Below are 20,860 nucleotides of genomic sequence, written 5' to 3'. Positions count from 1 at the left end.
TATGACATGAAGGATAAAATTGTGATTGTAGGGCAATCAGTTCAAATTAAAAGAATTCTCACACTTATTGATAAGCTTTCAAGAACTGATACCACTGCTTTGATAATGGGAGAGAGCGGAACAGGTAAGGAGCTTGTTGCAAAGATGATTCATCTTAAAAGCCTGAGAGCAGAAAAGCCTTTTATTCCTGTTAACTGTGCTGCCATACCTTCCGAACTTCTTGAATCAGAACTCTTTGGATATGAAAAAGGAGCATTCACTGGCGCAAATACCCAGCGTCTTGGTAGATTTGAAGTTGCAAATGAAGGAACAATCTTTCTTGATGAAATAGGTGACATGCCCGTTCATCTTCAGGTAAAAATATTAAGGGTCCTTCAGGAGAAAGCTTTTGAAAGAATAGGAGGAACTAAGTCTATTCATGTAAATGTGAGAATTATAGCAGCAACAAACAAAGACTTAGAAAATGAAGTAAAAGAAGGAAGATTCAGAGAAGACCTTTTCTGGAGACTGAATGTTGTTCCTGTAGTAATTCCTCCATTGAGAGAAAGAAAAGAAGATATACCCCTTCTTTGCGATTATTTTATTGATAAGTTTTCAAAAAAATTTGGCTATTCACTGCAGATCAAGCAAGAGGCAATGGAAGTTTTATTAAACTATCACTGGCCTGGAAATGTCCGTGAACTTGAAAATTTAATTGAAAGACTTTATGTTTTAAATGATGGTGGAGTTATTACTGTGGAAGACCTTCCTGAAAAAATAAAATTCGGGGAAAGTTTACTTCCAAAAACAGTTTCTGACGATATAAATCCCTTCAGTGCAGGAATAGACCTTAATGAAGTTTTAAAGGAGTACGAGAAAAAGCTAATTTTACATGCCTTAAATCTGCATAGATGGATTAAAAGTAGAGCAGCCAGGTATCTTAACATAAACAGAACAACACTTATTGAAAAAATGAAAAGACTTGGCATTAAAGACAATGAAAACTCTGATTAGTATCATTGCCATTATTTTATTTTTCAGCATTACCTGTGCAGATGATGCTCTTAAAAAGGGTGAGGATTTTTTAAAAACTGAGAATTATTTACAGGCAAAGGAGTTTTTTCAAAAGTTTACTGAAGACCCAAAATTTGCAGATAAAGCACTTTTAGGTCTCGCAAAGGCAGAATACTTCCTTGGAAATTACTATGAAGCCACAATTCCGTTAAAAAGAATTTTGAGGGATTTTAAAAACTCTCCTGCTGTTAATGAAGCAAATCTCTACATGGGATTAACAAATTTCAAAATTGGAAGACTCAGGGAAGCAGAGTATTATCTTGAAAAAGTTCAACCACCTTTTGAAAAGCAGGCAATGATTGGCAGAGGATGGATCGCACTTTACAGGGGTGATTTAAAAACAGTCCAACAGGTGCTTGACAGGCTTGACAGGAAAGATTTTAATGAGCCAGATAATGCTTTATTGAGAATAAAATATCTTGCCATGTCAGGTAGGGCTGATGAGGCTTTAAAGGAGTTTAATAAAAATCTGAAACTGAGAAAATCCCTTTATGACCTTGACAGAGCAGAGGTTTTGATAAAAGCAAATAAGTTCACAGAAGCAGAGAATGTTCTGAAAAAATTCATTGAAAGATCTATTAGGCTTTCCGATACAATCAGGGTAAAAAAAATGCTCTTTGAAATGTATTTCTCTCAAGGAAGAACTGAGGAAGCTTTAAAAATAGGAAAAGAGATTTACTTTTACATTCCCACGGATGATGTAAGACTCAAGATTTACTCAATCTACATGAACAACAAGAACTATGATGATGCATTGAGAATGCTTTTCTTATTCAGAGATAAGGAGCTTAAAAATAGGAAAATTGAAGAATTTTTAAAAATCATCATGCATGAAAGCCCGGAAAAAGCTGCTTATTATATTGTTAAAATATATCCCTTTTTATCAGTAGATTCATCTCTGCTAATTCAATCAGCTCAATTTCTCATTTCTCAGGGAAAATACAATGAGGCTAAAAATCTACTAAGGAAGATTCAAACAGGTCCAAGAAGGACAGAAGCAGTGATTCCCTATTCAAAGATTCTGATAAAAGAGGGTAAATATAAAGAAGCTAAAAAACTTCTTGAGCCTCTTAAAGAGAAAAATCCTCAAGCAACTGCTCTTTATGCTCAGATTCTTGCTCAGGAAGGAGATAAACTTACCGCACTTTCTTATTTAAGAAAAGTATCAAAATCAATAAATGACACTGAGGTTCTAACTTTATTAGGAGATCTTGAATATTCAAATGGAGATAGAAAAAAAGCTATTCATTACTGGCTTGAAGCATCAAAGCTTGGCAATGCAGAAGCATCACTTAAAGCTGCTGACTATTTTTATCTTTCTAAAAAAACAAAAGAGGCAATTCACTATTACAAAAAAGCGATAGAGCTTGGAATTAAAGACAGTGAATCTCTCATGTGGGCATACTATCAGTATGGCAAACTTGCCCATGATAAAAAATATCTTGAAAAGGTTGCTGCTTCGGGAGGAAAGCTTTCAGAAGCAGCAAAGGCGCTTCTTCATTAGCCATGCAGGAAAAACTTTTAAAGGAAGCACTATTAAAATTTAACACAGCCTCTGAAGCTTTAATTAAATATTACAGCCTTCTTGAAGAAAAAGTAAAACTTCTTACAGAGGAGGTTGAACAGAAAAAAAGACTGCTTAGTAGCATAATTGAAAGCATTGATATAGCTGTTGTATTTTTTGACAGCGAAGGTGTCATAAGATTAATCAATCGAGCAGGTGAAAATCTCTTTAATATTAAAGCAGAAAATGTTATTGGCAAAAGAGATTTACCGATAAAAATTCAGGCAGACATGATTTATCCAGACCTTGGAAAGCCTTTTTATGCAATAGTCTCAGAATCAGAGGTTGTTGATTCAGAAGGAAATAAAATCGGCAGAGTTTTTCTCTGTAAAGACATTACGAGAATAAAGGAACTTGAAGCAGAAAATGAAAGAAACAGAAGGCTCAGTGCAATGGGCTCTCTTGTAATGAAAATAGCCCATGAAATAAGAAATCCTCTTGGAAGCATTGAGCTTTTTGCCAATATGATATCTGAAGACCTCAAAGAAGGAATTCATGGAGATTATGCAAGGAGAATCTCAAGCTCTGTAAAGATGTTAAGAAATACCCTTGAAAATATGCTGAGTTTTACAAGGGGGATAACTCCCAAAAAAACTTTTATATGCCTCAATGAATTGATTGATGAAATAATAAAGGAGTTTCAGGAACTTTTTAGCAGAGTTGGGATAGAAATTGAAAACAGAATAAAAGAAATAATTTTTCTTCACCTTGATTCTTCTCTTATGAGGCAGGCATTGATAAATCTGTTTGTTAATGCATATCAAGCAATGCCAGAGGGTGGAACAATTACTATTGATGCATGTAATGATGGTGATTTTGTCAGGCTTACCATTAAAGACACTGGTCATGGAATTGACAGTGAAATAGTTGATAAAATCTTTGATCCCTTTTTCTCCACAAAAGACAGAGGCACAGGACTTGGGCTTAGTATTACAGCAAGTATAATTTCTGCTCACCAGGGAAGAATTGAAGTAAAAAGTAGAATTAATGAAGGCACAGAATTTGCAATTTATTTACCATTGAAATGAAATCTGTTCTTATAATAGATGATGAACCTGACATGGGCTTTGCCCTAAAAGAGGCAATGTCTCGTTTTGGCTTTGCTTCTCATTATTACAGAGACCCTTCCTATGTTCTTTCATCAGTTAACCTGAGTGATTTCTCTTTGATCATAACTGATGTAAAAATGCCCAGAATGAGTGGTCTTGAGTTTCTTGCTGAGATAAGAAAAAGAGGAATTTTTACTCCTGTAATCGTGATTACAGGATATGGCTCTGTTGAAGATGCTGTGAAAGCAATGAAGCTTGGTGCAGTGGACTATATTATGAAACCTTTTTCAATGGATACTCTGAAATCTCTTGTCTTCAGGCTTATCCCTGAAGAGGATGAAATTGTTGCAGAGGCTCCACAAATGAGAAGAATCCTTGAAATTGCAAGAGAAATAGCAAAAACAGACATTACAGTCCTGCTAACAGGAGAAAGCGGGGTTGGTAAAGAAGTTATTGCAAGATACATTCACAAGCATAGCCCGAGAGCAAATCAGCCTTTTGTTGCAATAAATTGTGCAGCCATTACTGAAACACTTCTTGAGGCAGAGCTTTTTGGACATGAAAAAGGAGCCTTTACTGGAGCTACTGAAAGAAAGTTAGGTAAATTTGAGCTTGCCAATAGAGGAACAATTCTTCTTGATGAGATAAGTGAGATGGCATATAGACTTCAGGCAAAGCTCTTAAGGGTTATTCAGGAAAAGGAAGTTGACAGAGTTGGTGGTACAAAACCTGTTCGTGTAGATGTAAGAATAATTGCTACAACAAACAAAGACCTTTGGGAGGAGGTAAAAAAAGGCAATTTCAGAGAAGATCTCTTTTATAGAATAAATGTATTTCCATTAAGAATTCCTCCACTTAGAGAAAGAACTGAAGATATTATTCCTCTTGCTGAGTTTTTTTTAAAGAGGCTTTCAAATAAGATGTCAAAAAATTTCATCATTACAGAGGAGATGAAAAAATACTTACTTGAAAATTCCTGGCAGGGCAATGTCCGAGAACTTGAAAATTTCATTTACAGGACTGCTGTCCTGAGTCCAGATGGACAATTAAGGGTTCCTGAGGATGAGATTTTTTTTGAGGGAAAAAAATCAATAAAAATTGGCAAAATAAAAGATGCAGAAAAGGATTTAATAATTGACGCTCTTAAGAAAACTCAGGGAAATAGAACAAAGGCTGCAAAAATTCTTGGAATAAGTGTGAGAACATTGAGAAACAAAATAAATGAATACGGACTCAAAGATTTATAATTCAGGCACGAATTTTGCTTATATCTGGTTAAGAAATCTCTAAAGGTAGAGGTGTAAAAAATGGACAGTTCAATAAAAATTCTTGAGAAAATAATGGATATATGTGCCTACAGGCAAAAAATTCTTGCTTCAAATATAGCAAATGCTGATACACCAGGTTATAAAGCAAAGGACATAAATTTTCAGGAAGAATTAAAAAGAGCAGTTGAAAACGATACAGGGAGTTATAAAGTAATTGAAGCTAAAACAACTATGCCAAACAGAGATGGAAATACTGTTAATATAGAAGTAGAGATGACAAAATTTGCAGAGACAATGCTCATGTATAATACTGCAACTCAGCTTCTTTCAGCAAGAATTCGCATGATTAAAGATGCAATCAAAGGAGGTAGATAATGAAGGATATATTTTTACCTCTCAAGGTGGCAGCAACTGGGCTTGAAGCCCAGAAAATAAGGCTCAATGTAATTGCTTCAAACCTTGCAAACATAAACTCAACAAGAACTCCGGAAGGAGGTCCCTATAGAAGAAAGGATGTTGTTTTTATGACATACATGTATGACCAGATTTCTCAGGGTGTTGATGTGGTTAAAATAGTACAAGACCAGAGACCTCCGAGAATTGTTTATGACCCCAGGCATCCTGATGCAGATAAAGATGGATATGTAAGATATCCAAATGTAAATCCAATGGAAGAAATGATTAATCTTATTTCTGCATCCCGTGCCTATGAAGCAAATCTTACGATGATTAACTCATATAAGGATATGTTTATGAGAACAATTGATTTATTAAGAATTTAGGAGGGCAGCTGTGACAGAGATAAAAAACATAAGTGAAACTCTAAATAAGACATTGCAGGAATTACAGAATTTACAGGGAACGCAGAAAGAATCCTTTGAACAGGTTCTAAAGGATGCTATAAAAGAGGCATCTCAGGTAGAGCAGGAGGCTCAAAAGGCAATTGAAGCTTTTGCAAAAGGTGAATTAAGTATTCATCAAGTTGTGCTGGCAATGCAAAAGGCTGATATCAGCCTTCAAACACTCATTCAGGTCAGAAACAAAGTAATAACAGCATACGAAGAGATCTCTCGCATGCAGGTTTAATAAAAAATGCCAGCCATTGATAGAATTAAAACAGCTTTAGAAAATATTAAAAATATGCCAGCAAGCAGAAAGCTGGCTCTTGCAGGAGTTGCTGTAATTGTTTTTGCTATTGTCTTCACATTAATTTTATGGCTACCAAAGCAGGATTATCAAGTTTTGTATAGCAATCTCTCTGCAGAGGATGCAGGAAATGTAATAAATAAGCTTAAGGAGAAAAAAGTTCCATATCAAGTAAAAGATAATGCAATATATGTGCCTTCTGATAAAGTTTACGAATTGAGGCTTGAACTGGCTGCCCATGGGATTCCCTCAGGAGGTGGAGTTGGCTTTGAAATATTTGATAAAACTCAGATAGGACTTACAGAGTTTTCTCAGCGTATAAACTATATAAGGGCTTTGCAAGGTGAGCTTCAAAGAACAATAAAACAGCTTCAGGAAGTTTCCGAGGCAAGAGTTCACATAGCAATTCCAGAAAAAACAATATTTACAGAAAAGGAAGACCATCCAACAGCCTCTGTTGTGCTTAAACTTAAGCCAGGAAGAACCCTTACAAAGGAGCAGGTTTCAAGCATAGTTCATCTCGTATCAAGCAGTGTAGAAGGACTTTCTCCTCAGTATGTAACTGTTATTGACCAGTATGGCAATCTTCTTTCCGCACCAAAAGACCCAACACAGCTTGTTGAGGCTTCTCAGATTGAATACAAAAGAAACATTGAAAAAACCTATGAAAAAAATCTTCAGAGCATGCTTGAAAACATTGTTGGAAAAGGAAAAGCAATAGTCAGGGTTTCTGCAGATATAGATTTTTCAAAGGTTGAAAAGGTTGAAGAAAAATACGATCCAGATACAATTGCAATAAGGCAGGAACAGCGTTCACAGGAAAAGACAATGTCTCCTCAACCAGGAGGAATTCCTGGAGTGCTGTCAAATCAACCCGGGCAGGCTCCAGGTGCTACTACTCAGGCTGTGCAATCTCAAAAACAGCAGGAAAGCATAAATTATGAAGTAAGCAAAAGTATAAGCAAAATTTTGCAATCCACAGGTCAGATAAAAAAGATATCTGTAGCTGTTCTGGTTGATGGAACTTATAGAGAAGAAAAGGGTAAAAAAGTTTATGTTCCAAGAAGTGAAGAAGAGATAAAAAAATATCAGGAGCTTGTTCAGGCAGCCATAGGATATAATAAAGAAAGAGGTGATTATGTGATAGTGGAAAGCATGCCCTTTGAAGTCATACCGGAAGAAAAACCAGGGATTGATTATATAGGCATAGCAAAAACAGTTCTTAAATATCTGATACCTCTGATTATTGTTGCACTTATAATTCTTTTTGTTGTAAAACCACTCATTGAGTTACTTAAAAAGCCTGTTGAAGAAAAAGTCAAAAAAGAAATTGTTATATCTGAAGAAGCAGTGCCTCCTCCGGTAGAAAGAGATATAAAAGAGGAAATAAGGCAAATAGCAAAAATAAATCCCAAAAAAGTTGTTGCCATTCTAAGAGAGTGGATAAGCGAGTAAATGAGAAAGTTTTCAGGCATAGAAAAAGTTGCAGCACTTCTTTCTTTAATTGGTGAAGATGCAGCAACAGAGCTTTTCAAACATTTTGATCCCATTGAACTTGCTCGAATTATTCCAATGATGTCAAGAATAAAACTTACTCCTGAGGAAGCTGAAGCAGTGCTTAAAGAGTTTGCTGAAAAAATTGGAGCTGCTCCTGTTATGGTTGATGAGGAATACATAAAAACAATACTTACAAAGGCTTTTGGCGAGGAGCAGGCCGCAAAGCTCATAAGTAAGATTGAAAGTGGAGCAAGTGCCTTTGATATTCTTAGATGGCTTGATTCTCAGAGCATAGCAACAATGCTTCAAAGAGAGCATCCTCAGACAATAGCAATTGTGCTTGCCCATTTAGAGCCAACACAGGCAGCAGAAGTTTTAAGCAGATTCCCTGAGCAGCTTAAAATAGAGGTTTCTCAAAGAATTGCAAATCTTGACCAGATTTCTCCCACAATTTTAACTGAACTTGAAGATGTTTTGCAGAGTCAGCTTCGCTCATACACGCAATCAAGAAGAATTGGTGGAATAAAAACAGTTGCTGAAATTCTCAATCAGATGGACAGAACCAGTGAAGAGTTAATTCTTAAAAATATTGAAGAAAAAGATCCAATTTTAGCTGATGAAATAAGAAAGCTTATGTTTACCTTTGAAGATCTTTTATATGTTGATGATAGAGGAATTCAAACAATTCTTAAAGAGATTTCAACTGATGACCTTGCCCTTGCTCTTAAAATGGCTTCTGAAGAATTAAAGGAAAAGATTTTCAGGAATATGTCTCAGAGAGCAGTTGAAATACTTAAAGAAGAAATGGAAGCAAAAGGACCTGTTCGTGTCAGCGATGTTGAAAAGGCGCAGATGAACATTGTGAGGGTTGCAAGAAAACTTGAAGAAGAAGGCAAAATTGTTGTTGGCAAAAGAGGAGGAGAGGCAATTGTTACATAGAAAAGTTAGACCCTATGTGCCACTTTCCTTTGATGAAAATAAAAAGACTCCACAGGAAAGTAAAATTAATGAAGAAATTATAAAAAAAGGCTACGAAGAAGGTTTTAACAAAGGCTATAAAGAAGGATTTAATGAAGGAGTTAAAAAAGGCTACGAAGAAGGTTTTAACAAAGGCCAAAAGGAGATAAAAGAAAAATCTGATGAACTTTCAAAAACTACGGAAGTTTTTAAAAACTTAATAAAGGAGCTCCGAGAATTTAAACATAAGCAGATAGAATCTCTTCTGCCACAGATTTTAAAACTCGCCTTTCAGATAGCAGAAAAAGTTGTGGCTACAAAAATTTCTCTTGATAAAGAAGCAACTCTTTCAATTGTTAAAGAAGCATTGAAAACCATCCCTTTAAGTGAGGAAAAAATCATTATAAAAATTAGTCCAGAGGATTATGATTATATCTCTCAAAAAATTGATGAACTTGAAATTGACAGAGCAAGCATTCAGATAGAGCCTTCAGATGAGATTAAAGGAGGCTGTTCAATTGAAACTCAATCTCAACATATTGTTTCAACAGTTGAGCAAAGACTTAAGGAGATAGAAAATGCTCTCAATTCAATCCTTTCTCAATGAAGCTCACAAGGCTCTGGAACAACTAAATCCAATAAAAGTTTATGGTAAAGTAACAAAGGCTGTTGGACTCATTGTTGAAAGTGTTGGAATAAATGCAAGTATTGGAGACATCTGTGAAATTATTAGTGAAGATAATCGGATTGAAGCTGAAGTCGTAGGTTTTAAAAATGGTACAGTTTTACTTTCTCCTCTTGGTGAGATTTATGGAATAAAAACAGGAGCAAAAATTGCTGTAAATGGAAAACAGAGCTACATCCCTCTGAGTGATGATATTCTTGGAAGAGTAATTGATGGAACAGGAAAGCCAATTGATGGTAAAGAGCCATTAAAAGGAAAGCCTTTTCCAATATATAAAGAGGCCATTAACCCCCTTGAAAGAGAAATAATTAGAGAGCCCCTTGATCTTGGGATAAGAGCTATAAATGCTATTGTCACCTGTGCAAAAGGACAAAAAATAGGAATTATGGCAGGAAGCGGAGTTGGTAAAAGTGTTCTTCTTGGAATGATTGCAAGATACACATCAGCTGATATAAATGTAATAGCACTGATTGGCGAACGTGGCAGAGAGGTAAGAGAATTTATTGAAAATGATCTTGCTGATGGATTAAAAAAATCAGTTGTTGTTGTTTCAACCTCTGACACTCCAGCACTTGCGCGTATTAGAGGTGCTTTTTTAGCAACTGCCATAGCAGAGTATTTCAGACAGCAGGGTAAACATGTACTTTTACTTATGGATTCCCTTACCCGTTTTGCAATGGCTCAGAGAGAAATCGGGCTTGCAGCAGGTGAGCCTCCCACAATGAAAGGATATCCGCCAAGTGTTTTCAACTTAATGCCCAAGCTTCTTGAAAGAGTGGGAGTTACGAAAAATGGTGGCTCCATAACAGGAATATACACAGTACTTGTTGAAGGAGATGATCTTACAGATCCTGTTGCAGATGCATCAAGAGCAATTCTTGATGGGCATATAGTCTTAAGTAGAGAGCTTGCAAATAGAAATCACTATCCAGCAATTGATCCACTGAAAAGCATAAGCAGGTTGATGAAAGATGTGGTAGATAAAAAACATCTTGAGTATGCTCAAAGGCTTCTTGAGCTTCTTGCAATCTATTCAAGATATGAAGACATCATAAACATAGGTGCATACAAAGAAGGAACAAATCCACAGGTTGATTTTGCCATTAAGATGATGAATAAAATAAACAATTTTTTAAGGCAGGATATAAATGAAAGAGTAAGCTTTCAGGAAAGTCTTAATCAGCTTTATAGTTTATTTGAAGGGCAATGAATGTAAATACATTAAATATGATACTCAGATTAAAAGAGTGGGAAGAAGAGCTTGAAAAACAGAAGTTTATAAACATCCTATCGGAAAGGCAAAAACTGGAGGAATACTTAAGAATGCTTGAGGAAAGATTCAGCTCTGTAGATTTTCTTAAGGAAGCAACTTCAGTGGAGCTCCTTTCAATTTATGATGAAATGCAGTATCTTTTGACACAGTTAAAGGAAACTCGAGAAATCATAAAAAAAATAGATGATGAACTGGAAGCCCAGAGGCAGGTTTATGAAGAAGCTTTCAAAGAAAGAAAAAAAATTGAGCAGCTTTATGATAAACTCATTAGCAGAATAAAAATACATCTGGAAAAACTTGAAGAGAAACTAATTTCCGATGTATTTTTAAGTCAGGTAAGGAGTAAATGATGTTTAAAAGAGCAATTATTCTTTCCATATTAATTCTTGTTTTAGGATTGGCAGCAGGCACTTTAATCGGTCAGCAGACATCAAATAAACAAACTACATCCATAGAAGAAGACAGATTGAAGATTCTTCAGGAAGATATTGCTAAAAAGACCGAGGAGTTGAAAAAACTTAAGAGTGAGATTGAAGCAAAGATTAAGCAGCAGGAGGAACTTAAAGCTCAGCTTGAAAAATCTCAGCAGGAAAACTATCAGAGACTTGCAAAAATATACGAAGCAATGCCTCCTGAAGAGGCTGCTTCAAGAATTGAAAAACTTGATGAAGACACTGCAGTAGCTTTGCTTCTTGCAATAAAACCACGTCAGGCAGGGAAAATTCTTGCCAATATAAATCCAGAAAAAGCAGCTATTCTTTCTAAGAAAATCGTTTCAATAAAGGAAAAGTCATCCAGGTAGGAAAATTTTTCTCTTCATAATCTGCGTTTTCAATATAAAAAACCTTTTAAAATCAATAAACTAAAACTGGCATAAAGATTGAATTGTTTTTTGGTATGATGTTAACAGAAAACATAAATCTGGAGCTATTAAATATAATTAAAAATCAGGCAGTAGCAAAAAGTAAATCTACAGGATTTGACGAGATTTTCAATGAACTACTACAGCTTTTCTTTGAAAACAAAGACCTCTCAACCAAAGCTTCAATAAATAACAATCCATTTATTTTTCCATTTGCCTCTTTTCACAACTTTCTATTGCAGGATATCAAAAACTTTCAGGAACTCTTTCAGTCTTTAGAGTTTTCTTCTGAATTAAAAGCCTATGTCAGACTTCTTCAGTCAGGTCAGATAGAAATAAAAGAATTGAACAGTCTTTTGCAAAATCTTAAATCCCAGAATAACAACTCTGAAATTCAGAGTTTACTTGAAAATTTTGATAATAAAATCCTTTTAAACAAAGAAAATCAACACATATACAGTCCAAAATTATCAAACACGGTTCAAAATTACTCAGACAAGGATAATTCTGAGCAATTTCTTTTTAATCCAACATCCTCCTGTCAGGGTAAACTACACGAAGAAACTCCTTCAACTTTCCTCTTAAATGCTGTTAAGACCTATTCAGGAAGCGACAGTGATAACTCAGAATTTCCAAATGCTTATATCATGAAAAAAACCCTCAATAACAAAGAGCTATCATCACAATTAAATATTTTTCACAATATTCAGGACAGAACCAATGAAATTAAAAATTTTGAGCAAAAAATTGAACTTCCCTTTACACGGATAAGTGAAGTCTCAGATATAGTTTTTAAGGCTGTATCCAGTTCTCAAAAAACAGTTGTAGTTCAGCTTGAACCACCAGAGCTTGGTAAAATACTGATTAAGCTTTCTATGGACAATGCAGGTCTCAGGGCTGATATGAAAGTTGATTATCCCCATGTAAAGGAGGCACTTACAGCTCTTATCCCGGAAATTAAAAGCAATCTTCAGTCTTCAGGCATAAAAGTCTCTGATTTCTTGCTTGATTTGATGAAGGATTATCGCGGATATTCTGATTCCTACAATGGTCAGGGACAGAGAAAATACAGAGGCAATCAAAAATTTTTTGAATATTTCGTATAAGGAGGAATAAAAAATGGCAGATGTAACAAGCATATTTAATAATCCTCTTTACACAGTGCAACCAAAAACAACAGGTACTGGCAACAACAAAATTGATAAAGAAGCATTTTTAAAGCTTCTTACAGCACAGCTTAAGTATCAGGATCCATTAAATCCATTGGATAATACTCAATTTGTAGGACAGCTTGCAACGTTTTCAGCTCTTGAACAGATTATTAATATCGGAGACACACTAAATAGTTTTATATCTACAAAAACAAAAGAAGATGCTTTATTGGTTGGAGCAACTCTAATTGATAAAACAATTACAACAACCTCTTCAGAAGAATTCACAGTAAAAGGAATAAGCTATCAAGATGGAAAACTCAAAATTGATGTGGGAAGCAAGACCATATCTCTTGATGAAATTCAGGGAATAAAATCCTAAGGGAGGTGATAGTATGTTAACATCACTTTTTACAGGAATAAGTGGACTGAATGCAAACGGACTTGCCCTTTCAGTAATAGGAGATAACATTGCCAATGCAAACACTGTTGGTTTTAAAGCAAGCAGGGCTAATTTTGGAGATATCCTGAGTCAGACTCTTGGTGGAGCCTCTGCAATGCAGGTTGGCCGTGGAACAATGATTATAGATATTCAAAAAATGTTTACCCAGGGAACTCTTGAAACAACTGCAAATCCTCTTGATTTAGCAATAGAAGGAGATGGATTTTTTGTTGTAAGGCAACTGAATGGTCCAACCTACTACACCCGTGCAGGTCAGTTCAGACTTGACAAAGATGGCTATGTCGTTGATCCCAATGGATACAGGCTTCAAGCATACAAAATGGATGCAACTGGAAATGTAACAGGTGAAATTAATGATGTATATCTTGCAGGATTGATGAGCGAACCCTCTGCAACTAATAAAATAAATACTCAGGTAAATCTTGACTCAAGAGATGATATTAAAACATGGAGTTTTACTCCAGGAGCAAATCTACCAAATTCGTCAGTATATAATTTTTCAACAGCAATAACAGTTTATGACAGTCTTGGCAATCCCCATCTTGTTTATACATATTTTGTAAAAACTGCAGCAAACACATGGGAGGCACATGTTATATACAACAGTAGTGCAACAGGAACCCCAAACTATCAAGAAATAGACTTTGACTCTGGCACACCAGGAACACAGCCTATAACCTTAACATTTAGTTCGGATGGAAAACTTACTACAGTTTCACCAACCAATCCTCAGGCAAGCTTTGATTTTTCAGCCTGGGGAGCTACTAATCCGCAGAATATTACCTTTGATTTTACAGACTCAACTCAGTATGGTTCACCCAATGCTGTGGTATTTCAAAATCAGAATGGATACACTGCTGGAAATCTTATCGCAATAACAGTTGATCAAAATGGAGTTATATCAGGTGTATTTACAAACGGTCAGGTTAAAAAAGTTGCCCAGGTTGTTCTGGCAAAGTTTGTTGCAGCTCATAATCTCACAAAAGTTGGGAAAAATCTATTTCTTGAATCCTATGGTTCTGGTGGACCAACCTACGGTGCACCTGGAACAGTTGGAGTTGGCTCTGTATATGCAAACTCTCTTGAATCAAGCAATGTAGATCTTGCAGAGGAATTTATCCGAATGATCGCAGCTCAAAGAGCCTATCAGGCAAATGTAAGAGTAATTACAACAACTGACAATATACTAAATGAATTAATGAACATTGTAAGATAGGGGGTAGGAGATTATGTGAATTTTTTGAATTGATTTATATTCAGTTCACTATTATTTTGATAAATCTTCTTTTGCCTACTTTTACAATATACTCGCCAGCTTTAAGTTTTATGTCAGAGTTCATGATTTGCTCATTGTTAACCCTGACTGCGCCCTGCTCAATAAGCCTTATTGACTCTGATGTGCTTTTTGTAACACCGTGTTCTTTAAGGATTTTTGGAAGCCATACTCCATATCCTTCATCCTTTACTTTTACAGTTTGAATGTCTTCGGGAATCTCTTTCTGTTTGAAAAGTTTAATAAATCTCTGCCTTGCTTTTTCTGCTGCTACACTGCCATGATATATACTGACAAGCTCAACTGCCAGAGCCTCTTTTGCATCTCTTGGATTAATTCTGCCTTCCTTTATACCATTTTTCAATTCATTAAGCTCTTCAATTGATATGTGGCTTAAAAGTTCGTAATACTTGAGCATCAGCTCATCACTTATTGACATTATTTTTCCAAACATTTCATCAGGAGGTTCGTTTATTCCAATATAGTTACCAAGACTTTTAGACATCTTCTGCACACCGTCAAGCCCTTCAAGAAGAGGCATTGTGATTATAACCTGTTCTTCTATTCCATACATTTTCATCAACTGTCTTCCCATTAAGAGATTGAACTTCTGATCAGTGCCACCGAGCTCTACATCTGCTTTTAAATAAACAGAGTCATAAGCCTGAAGCAGCGGATAAAGAAACTCAAGAATACTTATTGGCTTGCCTTCTGTAAAGCGTTTTTTAAAGTCTTCTCTTTCAAGCATTCTTGCAACTGTCTCAGCACCTGCAAGCCTACACATATCAAGGGCTGACATACAGCCAAACCATTCACTGTTGAATCGGACAATGGTTTTTTCAGGATCAAGAATTTTAAAAACCTGTTCCTTATATGTTTCAGCATTTTTCAGCACTTCCTCTCTCGTAAGAGGTTTTCTTGTCTCTGTTTTGCCAGAGGGATCTCCTATCATTCCTGTAAAATCACCAATTAAAAAGATTACCTCATGCCCCAGCTCCTGAAACTGTCTCATTTTTTCAAGAAGAACAGTATGTCCAAGATGAATGTCTGGAGCAGTTGGATCAAAACCTGCTTTTACTCGTAAGGGTTTTTTTTCTTTGTAAGCTCTTTCAAGTTTTCTTTTTAGATCTTCTTCAAGAATTATTTCAACGCTTCCTCTTTTTATAATTTCAAATTGTTTTTCAGGCTGTAGCATCTCTAACTCCTTCAACCTAAAAAGAATGTTCTTCGGCAGGGAACTCGCCTTTTTCAACTTCTTCTTTGTATTGTCTTATTGCTTTCAAAATTTCCTCTCTTAAATTCGCATATTTTTTTACAAATTTTGGTGTAAATTTTTCAAACAGTCCTAACAAGTCATGAATTACAAGAACCTGTCCATCACAATAAGGACCTGCTCCAATCCCTATTGTTGGAATTTCAAGGCTTTCAGTTATCTCCTGAGCAAGCTCCTTTGGAATTACTTCAAGAACTATTGCCACAGCACCCTTGTCCTGAAGTCTTAAAGCATCTTCTTTTATTCTTCTTGCTTGCTCTTCTGTTTTACCCTGAAGTCTGTATCCTCCCATTCTGAGCACTGCCTGAGGTGTAAGACCAAGATGTCCAATAACAGGAATCTCTGCTTCTGTAATAGCTTTTACCTGAGAAAGAATTTCCCTTCCACCTTCAAGTTTAACAGCCTGTGCACCAGCTTCCTTGATAAATCTTCCTGCGTTTCTTACTGCTTCTTCAACACTTACCTGATAAGACATAAAAGGCATGTCAGCCACAACCATTGCTCTTTTCGTTGATTTTACAACAATCTTTGTATGATACAGCATCTCTTCCATTGTTACAGGCAGGGTTGTATCATTTCCCTGAATAACCATTGAAAGAGAATCCCCCACAAGAATCATATCTATTCCCGCTTCATCAACAAGATGAGCAGTCATGTAGTCATAGGCTGTAAGCATGGTAATTTTCTGCTTTTGCTTTTTTTTATTTAATAAATCTGTTACTGTAAATCTCATTGTTGTGTCCTTCTAATTGCCTTAAGTTGAAGTTGAAGGCTTCTTACTCCCTCCCACTCATTTATCACTGGAGTGAATGCTGCATCAATAAGGCATCCCTCAAGTATTGGTTCTTTTGCCATGTCAAAACCTATTGCAGGAATATATTTCCCATTTTGCCTTAAAGACATTTTAAGATGATTACTGCCCACCTTTCTTAAATTTACCACAGTAAGCTCCTTTGCTCCAAATAGAGGTTCACGATTCCCCTCTCCAAAAGGTTCAAGAAGCTTTATCTCTTCTGTTACTTTTTCATTGACCTCTGATAGACTGACCTGAGCATCCAGCTGAAGCACATTTTGGGGCTCCATGTCCATGCTTCCTGCTAATTTGCAAAGCCTTTCTTTGAATTCATTAAGCTTTTCTTTATAAAGCATTACTCCTGCTGCCTGCTTGTGACCTCCAAAGCGTATAAGCAGGTCTTTACAACTGCCAAGCATTTTCTGTAAATCTACACCATTGGGAGCTCTTGCAGAACCCTTTGCTTTGTTTTCGTCTATTGCCATTATGAATACAGGTCTGTTAAATCTATCAAGAAGTTTGCTTGCCACTGTGCCAACAACTCCAATATGCCAGTCTCCCCATAAAACAATAACTGGTTCGTCATTAAACTCTGTTTCAAGCTTTTTTTCAATTTCTTCCATAATTTTTTCTTCTGTTTTCTGTCTTAAAGAATTCATCTGATTTATCCACTTGCCAATAGTTTCAATCTCTTCAAAATTCTCTGAAACGAAGAATTTCACCACATCTGCTGCATGATCAACTCTTCCAGGTGCGTTAATTCTCGGTATAAGACAATAGCTCATGTGAAATTTTTTAATGTTGCCAGAAACTGATGCAATATCTTTTAATGTCTTGATTGATACTCTACATGGATTTTCTATAAGCTGCCATCCTTGCTTTATTAATGCTCTGTTAACAGTATTAAGAGGAACCATATCAGCATAAGTTCCAAGTGTTACAAGGTCAAGATACTGCATGGCTTCTTCAGAATTTAAAGCCATAGCAAGCATGAAAGCAACTCCGACACCTGCCAGAGATGTATATGGTGAGTTTTCATCAACTTTAGGATTGATTATGATTAGAGCATCGGGAAGAACAAGCTTACCGTCTACTGTCAATGGTTCATGATGGTCTGTAATGATTGTCTGTATTCCTTGTTTTTTTGCGTATTGAACCATTTCAAAGTCTCTTATTCCACAATCAACAGTTATAATGAGCTTTGCCCCTACTTTTTTTGCCTCTTCAATACTTGTTTGAGTTAAACCATATCCATGATGAATTCTATGGGGAATATGATAAAAAACCTGAGCCTTCATCTTTTTCAAAATGTCATAAAGAATTGCAGTAGCTGTTAATCCATCAGCATCATAATCTCCATTTATAAAAATCCTTATGCCTGATTTTACAGCTTCCTTTATTATTCGTACAGTTTCATAAACTCCTGAAATACTGAAGGGATCAATTAAATCCATTGAAGGATTTAGGAAGGAGTAAATTTCATTTACATCTTTTAGACCCCTTGAAACAAGAACCTGTACCACAGGAATTGATATATTCAAAAACCTCGACAGATACTCAAGATATTCCTGATTTGTCTTAACAACCACCCATTCGCTGTATTGCATCTTATTTCTTTAACAGAGAATTTTTGCCAAGTAGTAGCACAATAGGGCTTGCTACAAATATGGAGGAATAGGTTCCAATAACTATTCCAATCATCATTGCAAGGGCAAAGTCGTGCAAGACTTCTCCTCCGAATAAAAATAAAGCAAATGATGAAATGAATGTTGTAAAAGATGTTATAATTGTTCTTGATAAAACTTCATTTATGCTTTTGTTCATCAATGCCTCAAGGGTCATTGTTCCTTTTGCCACTTTGCCAAGATTTTCACGAATTCTATCAAACACAACAACTGTGTCAGTGAGAGAGTATCCAGCTATTGTCAAAAGAGCACTTATAAAAATCAGATTTATTTCCTTATCAAGAATGTAAAAGATTCCCAGTAAAGCCATAACATCATGAAAGGTTGCAAAAGTAGCACCGACTGCAAAATGGAATCTGAATCTTATTGCAATGTATAAAAGTATTCCCAATGTAGCAACAGCAATTGCCACAGTAGCATCCCTTTTCGTTCGTTCTCCAATTTTTGGACCAATTTCAGTTATTGATTCAACCACAGGCTCTTTATTGGAAAGGTTTTCTTTAATAGCATTTTCAACTGCCTCGTAGGCATTTTCTTTTTGTTTTTTCAGCTTTATGAGAATTTTCTTTTCTGTTGGAAGCTCCTGTATATCAGCATCTTTTATCCCTGCCTTATCAAGCGCTGCTCTTACCTCTGCAAGTGTTATAGGCTGAGAAAATTTCACCTGAAGACTTAATCCTCCAGCAAAATCAACACCAAGATTTGCCCTGCCAGCATGAATCTGAAAAATTGCAAAAATTCCAACAATTATCATTAAACAGGAAAGTCCGAGGGCAAAGTATTTTTTTCCTAAGAAATCAATGTTTGTTTTGCCAAGTATCTGGATCATATGCTCAGGCTCTTTCGCTCCTTTCCAATGTATATAAAGTCAAAAACTGTTTTTGTGCCTATTAAAGCAGTAAACAAGTTGATAGCCACTCCAAGTGAAAGAGTAACTGCAAATCCCTTTATAGGTCCTGAACCAAAATGGAAAAGAACTGCTGCTGTTATAAGAGTTGTTACATGGGAGTCAAAAATTGTCCAGAATGCTTTTTTATATCCTGATTCAATCGCTGCTTTTGGAGTTTTTCCGACTCTGAGTTCTTCTCTTATTCTTTCAAACATAAGAACATTAGAATCCACTGCCATTCCAATTGCAAGAGCAATTCCTGCAATTCCTGGAAGCGTAAGCGTTGCATTTAAAGCAGCCAGTGCTCCGATAAGAAGAATAATATTAAGTATCAAAGCAAAATCTGCAATTACACCACTTAGTCTATAGTAAAAAACCATAAACAGTGAAACAAACACTGCTGCAAAAATAACAGCCATTTTGCCAGCTTCAATAGAATCTCTACCAAGAGTTGGACCCACAGTAACATTTTGAATAAGCTTTACAGGTGCAGGTAGTGCACCTGCTCTGAGAACAATAGCAAGGTCTTTCGCTTCTTCCATAGAAAAATTTCCTGTAATCTGAGCATTTCCACCTTCAATTCTTTCCTGAATTACAGGAGCTGAATAGAGATTCCCATCAAGAATTATGGCAAGTCTGTGTTTTACATACTTTGCTGTAATCTCTTCAAAGATCTTTGCTCCTGCATCGTTGAAACGCAAAGATACATAAGGTTCGTTAAATCTTTGATCAATGCTTACATGGGCTTCAGCAAGAAGGTCTCCTGTAAGTAAAACATCTTTTTTTACAATATAGGGTCTTTTATAAACCTCTCCAGTTTCTTTATTTACAATTTTTTGAAAGACAAGTTCATCACCCTCTGGAAGTTTACTTTTCCATTTATTGAGAAAGCTTTCTTCCTCGCCTGCTTTAATAAGTGAAGGAAGCTCTTTCCACAGAGGAGTTTCTTCATCAAGAAGCTTAAACTCAAGTTGAGCAGTTTTGCCAATAATTTCAAGAGCTTTTTTCGGATCCTTTACTCCAGGAAGCTGGACAACTATTTCATTTTCACCCTGACGGTGTATTATTGGTTCAGCAACTCCAAGCTGATCAACCCTGTTACGAATTACTTCTATTGCTTGTTCAACAGATGTTGTCTCTATTCTTTTGAATGCACTTTCTGGAAGTTCGCATAAAAGATTATTACCCTGAACGGAAATAGAAAGATCAGGATAGTTTTCTTTTACCAGCTTTTTCGCTTCATCATTTACTGGCTGGATAATTATTTTTTCATCTGAGATTTTTACTGAAGCTTTTATCCCCTTTTTCTCAAGAAGGCTCTGAAGATGCATGCCTATTCTTTCAACTGTTATTTGTCTTGCCCTTTTAATGTCAACTTCAAAAACAAGATGAGAACCTCCTCTTAAGTCAAGCCCAAGAACGATTCCTTTGTGAGGCATATTTTTTTTCCACCACTGAGGCATGTAATCAAAAAGAGGAGTATTTGGCAAAAAGAAAATAAATGCTAAAACAACAGTTGCCAGTATTAGTGCAATTCTCAGATAAATGCCTTTTCTCATTCTTGTTTACTAATCCTCATCAGTTGAAGGTCTCAATGAAGCAACAGCCTGCTTTGAAAATTTAACTTTTACATTTTCTGCAATTTTTAAAACCACTGTATTAGGATTTACAGACTCAACAACTCCATATATTCCACCCACTGTGATTACCTTGTCGCCTCTTTTAAGATTTTCAAGCATCTGCCTGTGTTCTTTTGCTCTTTTCTGCTGAGGCCTGATAAGGAGAAAATAAAAAACAACAATGATTAAAACCAGGGGTAAAACGCTTAAAATAAGGCTCATAATGGGATCACCCTGTGCTGCACCTTGTGGTGTGGGGCCCATTGCATATGCCTCTGATATTAAATTTAAAAAGTTCATAATCCACCTCCAAAATTTTTAAATCTTTTTATAGTAGCAAGCTTAAGCAAAAAATCTCAA

22 protein-coding genes are annotated in these 20,860 nt (G+C 35.9%); 16 read left to right on the top strand and 6 right to left on the bottom strand.

Annotated features, from left to right (window positions below; all coding sequences use genetic code 11):
- Positions 1 to 6: 6 nt before the first annotated feature.
- From ACP5O9_RS00110 to flgE, 16 genes are all read left to right on the top strand, one after another.
- Complete coding sequence (locus ACP5O9_RS00110; protein WP_353686393.1) at positions 7 to 993, top strand: sigma-54 interaction domain-containing protein; 987 nt, start codon at positions 7 to 9, stop codon at positions 991 to 993.
- The gene (locus ACP5O9_RS00105) at positions 977 to 2,557 is read left to right on the top strand and encodes a tetratricopeptide repeat protein (RefSeq protein WP_428723204.1); all 1,581 of its coding nucleotides are present in this window, start codon (positions 977 to 979) and stop codon (positions 2,555 to 2,557) included. The genes ACP5O9_RS00110 and ACP5O9_RS00105 overlap by 17 nt, the downstream gene beginning before the upstream one ends.
- A gap of 2 nt (positions 2,558 to 2,559) precedes the next feature.
- Entirely contained in the window at positions 2,560 to 3,645 is a 1,086-nt protein-coding gene (locus ACP5O9_RS00100; RefSeq protein WP_353686391.1) for a two-component system sensor histidine kinase NtrB, read from the top strand.
- The gene (locus ACP5O9_RS00095; protein WP_353686390.1) at positions 3,642 to 4,913 is read left to right on the top strand and encodes a sigma-54-dependent transcriptional regulator; all 1,272 of its coding nucleotides are present in this window, start codon (positions 3,642 to 3,644) and stop codon (positions 4,911 to 4,913) included. The genes ACP5O9_RS00100 and ACP5O9_RS00095 overlap by 4 nt, the downstream gene beginning before the upstream one ends.
- Positions 4,914 to 4,973: 60 nt before the next feature.
- On the top strand, positions 4,974 to 5,309 hold the full coding sequence (gene flgB, locus ACP5O9_RS00090; protein ID WP_353686389.1) for a flagellar basal body rod protein FlgB: 336 nt from the start codon (positions 4,974 to 4,976) through the stop codon (positions 5,307 to 5,309).
- Positions 5,309 to 5,716, top strand: a complete 408-nt coding sequence (gene flgC / locus ACP5O9_RS00085; protein ID WP_353686388.1) for a flagellar basal body rod protein FlgC — start codon at positions 5,309 to 5,311, stop codon at positions 5,714 to 5,716. The genes flgB and flgC overlap by 1 nt, the downstream gene beginning before the upstream one ends.
- 10 nt (positions 5,717 to 5,726) lie before the next feature.
- Positions 5,727 to 6,020 carry a flagellar hook-basal body complex protein FliE gene (gene fliE / locus ACP5O9_RS00080; protein ID WP_424904917.1) on the top strand — a complete coding sequence of 98 codons (294 nt, stop codon included), beginning with the start codon at positions 5,727 to 5,729 and terminating at the stop codon, positions 6,018 to 6,020.
- Between the two features lie 6 nt (positions 6,021 to 6,026).
- Positions 6,027 to 7,535 carry a flagellar basal-body MS-ring/collar protein FliF gene (fliF, locus tag ACP5O9_RS00075; RefSeq protein WP_428723203.1) on the top strand — a complete coding sequence of 503 codons (1,509 nt, stop codon included), beginning with the start codon at positions 6,027 to 6,029 and terminating at the stop codon, positions 7,533 to 7,535.
- Positions 7,536 to 8,516 carry a flagellar motor switch protein FliG gene (gene fliG / locus ACP5O9_RS00070; RefSeq protein WP_353686385.1) on the top strand — a complete coding sequence of 327 codons (981 nt, stop codon included), beginning with the start codon at positions 7,536 to 7,538 and terminating at the stop codon, positions 8,514 to 8,516.
- On the top strand, positions 8,506 to 9,141 hold the full coding sequence (locus ACP5O9_RS00065) for a FliH/SctL family protein (protein WP_428723202.1): 636 nt from the start codon (positions 8,506 to 8,508) through the stop codon (positions 9,139 to 9,141). The genes fliG and ACP5O9_RS00065 overlap by 11 nt, the downstream gene beginning before the upstream one ends.
- The gene (locus ACP5O9_RS00060; RefSeq protein WP_353686383.1) at positions 9,113 to 10,429 is read left to right on the top strand and encodes a FliI/YscN family ATPase; all 1,317 of its coding nucleotides are present in this window, start codon (positions 9,113 to 9,115) and stop codon (positions 10,427 to 10,429) included. The genes ACP5O9_RS00065 and ACP5O9_RS00060 overlap by 29 nt, the downstream gene beginning before the upstream one ends.
- Complete coding sequence (locus ACP5O9_RS00055; protein ID WP_428723201.1) at positions 10,426 to 10,842, top strand: hypothetical protein; 417 nt, start codon at positions 10,426 to 10,428, stop codon at positions 10,840 to 10,842. The genes ACP5O9_RS00060 and ACP5O9_RS00055 overlap by 4 nt, the downstream gene beginning before the upstream one ends.
- Positions 10,839 to 11,294, top strand: coding sequence for a MotE family protein (locus ACP5O9_RS00050; RefSeq protein WP_353686381.1), 456 nt, complete (start codon positions 10,839 to 10,841; stop codon positions 11,292 to 11,294). Before ACP5O9_RS00055 ends, ACP5O9_RS00050 begins: the two co-directional genes overlap by 4 nt.
- 95 nt (positions 11,295 to 11,389) lie before the next feature.
- Positions 11,390 to 12,460: a flagellar hook-length control protein FliK gene (locus tag ACP5O9_RS00045; protein ID WP_353686380.1), complete on the top strand. Its 1,071-nt coding sequence runs from the start codon at positions 11,390 to 11,392 to the stop codon at positions 12,458 to 12,460.
- Positions 12,461 to 12,473: 13 nt separating this feature from the next.
- A complete protein-coding gene (locus ACP5O9_RS00040; protein WP_353686379.1) occupies positions 12,474 to 12,887 on the top strand; it encodes a flagellar hook assembly protein FlgD in 414 nt (137 codons plus the stop codon).
- A gap of 13 nt (positions 12,888 to 12,900) precedes the next feature.
- On the top strand, positions 12,901 to 14,184 hold the full coding sequence (gene flgE / locus ACP5O9_RS00035) for a flagellar hook protein FlgE (protein WP_428723200.1): 1,284 nt from the start codon (positions 12,901 to 12,903) through the stop codon (positions 14,182 to 14,184).
- Positions 14,185 to 14,224: 40 nt separating this feature from the next.
- Here the strand turns inward: flgE and tyrS are convergent, their stop codons facing one another.
- Genes tyrS through yajC form a run of 6 tightly spaced genes read right to left on the bottom strand, consistent with a single transcriptional unit; the run spans position 14,225 to position 20,800 of the window.
- Positions 14,225 to 15,436 carry a tyrosine--tRNA ligase gene (tyrS, locus tag ACP5O9_RS00030; protein ID WP_353686377.1) on the bottom strand — a complete coding sequence of 404 codons (1,212 nt, stop codon included), beginning with the start codon at positions 15,434 to 15,436 and terminating at the stop codon, positions 14,225 to 14,227.
- Between the two features lie 16 nt (positions 15,437 to 15,452).
- The gene (gene panB / locus ACP5O9_RS00025) at positions 15,453 to 16,247 is read right to left on the bottom strand and encodes a 3-methyl-2-oxobutanoate hydroxymethyltransferase (RefSeq protein WP_424904912.1); all 795 of its coding nucleotides are present in this window, start codon (positions 16,245 to 16,247) and stop codon (positions 15,453 to 15,455) included.
- Positions 16,244 to 17,914: a single-stranded-DNA-specific exonuclease RecJ gene (gene recJ / locus ACP5O9_RS00020; RefSeq protein WP_424904911.1), complete on the bottom strand. Its 1,671-nt coding sequence runs from the start codon at positions 17,912 to 17,914 to the stop codon at positions 16,244 to 16,246. Before recJ ends, panB begins: the two co-directional genes overlap by 4 nt.
- Before the next feature lies 1 nt (position 17,915).
- On the bottom strand, positions 17,916 to 18,821 hold the full coding sequence (gene secF, locus ACP5O9_RS00015) for a protein translocase subunit SecF (protein WP_353686374.1): 906 nt from the start codon (positions 18,819 to 18,821) through the stop codon (positions 17,916 to 17,918).
- Positions 18,818 to 20,440 carry a protein translocase subunit SecD gene (gene secD / locus ACP5O9_RS00010; RefSeq protein WP_353686373.1) on the bottom strand — a complete coding sequence of 541 codons (1,623 nt, stop codon included), beginning with the start codon at positions 20,438 to 20,440 and terminating at the stop codon, positions 18,818 to 18,820. The genes secF and secD overlap by 4 nt, the downstream gene beginning before the upstream one ends.
- Positions 20,441 to 20,449: 9 nt before the next feature.
- The gene (gene yajC, locus ACP5O9_RS00005) at positions 20,450 to 20,800 is read right to left on the bottom strand and encodes a preprotein translocase subunit YajC (RefSeq protein WP_353686372.1); all 351 of its coding nucleotides are present in this window, start codon (positions 20,798 to 20,800) and stop codon (positions 20,450 to 20,452) included.
- Positions 20,801 to 20,860: the final 60 nt, after the last annotated feature.

The sequence above is a fragment of the Thermodesulfovibrio sp. genome, assembly GCF_049969575.1.
Lineage (GTDB): Bacteria > Nitrospirota > Thermodesulfovibrionia > Thermodesulfovibrionales > Thermodesulfovibrionaceae > Thermodesulfovibrio > Thermodesulfovibrio obliviosus.
This window is presented reverse-complemented; position numbering and strand designations above follow the sequence as displayed.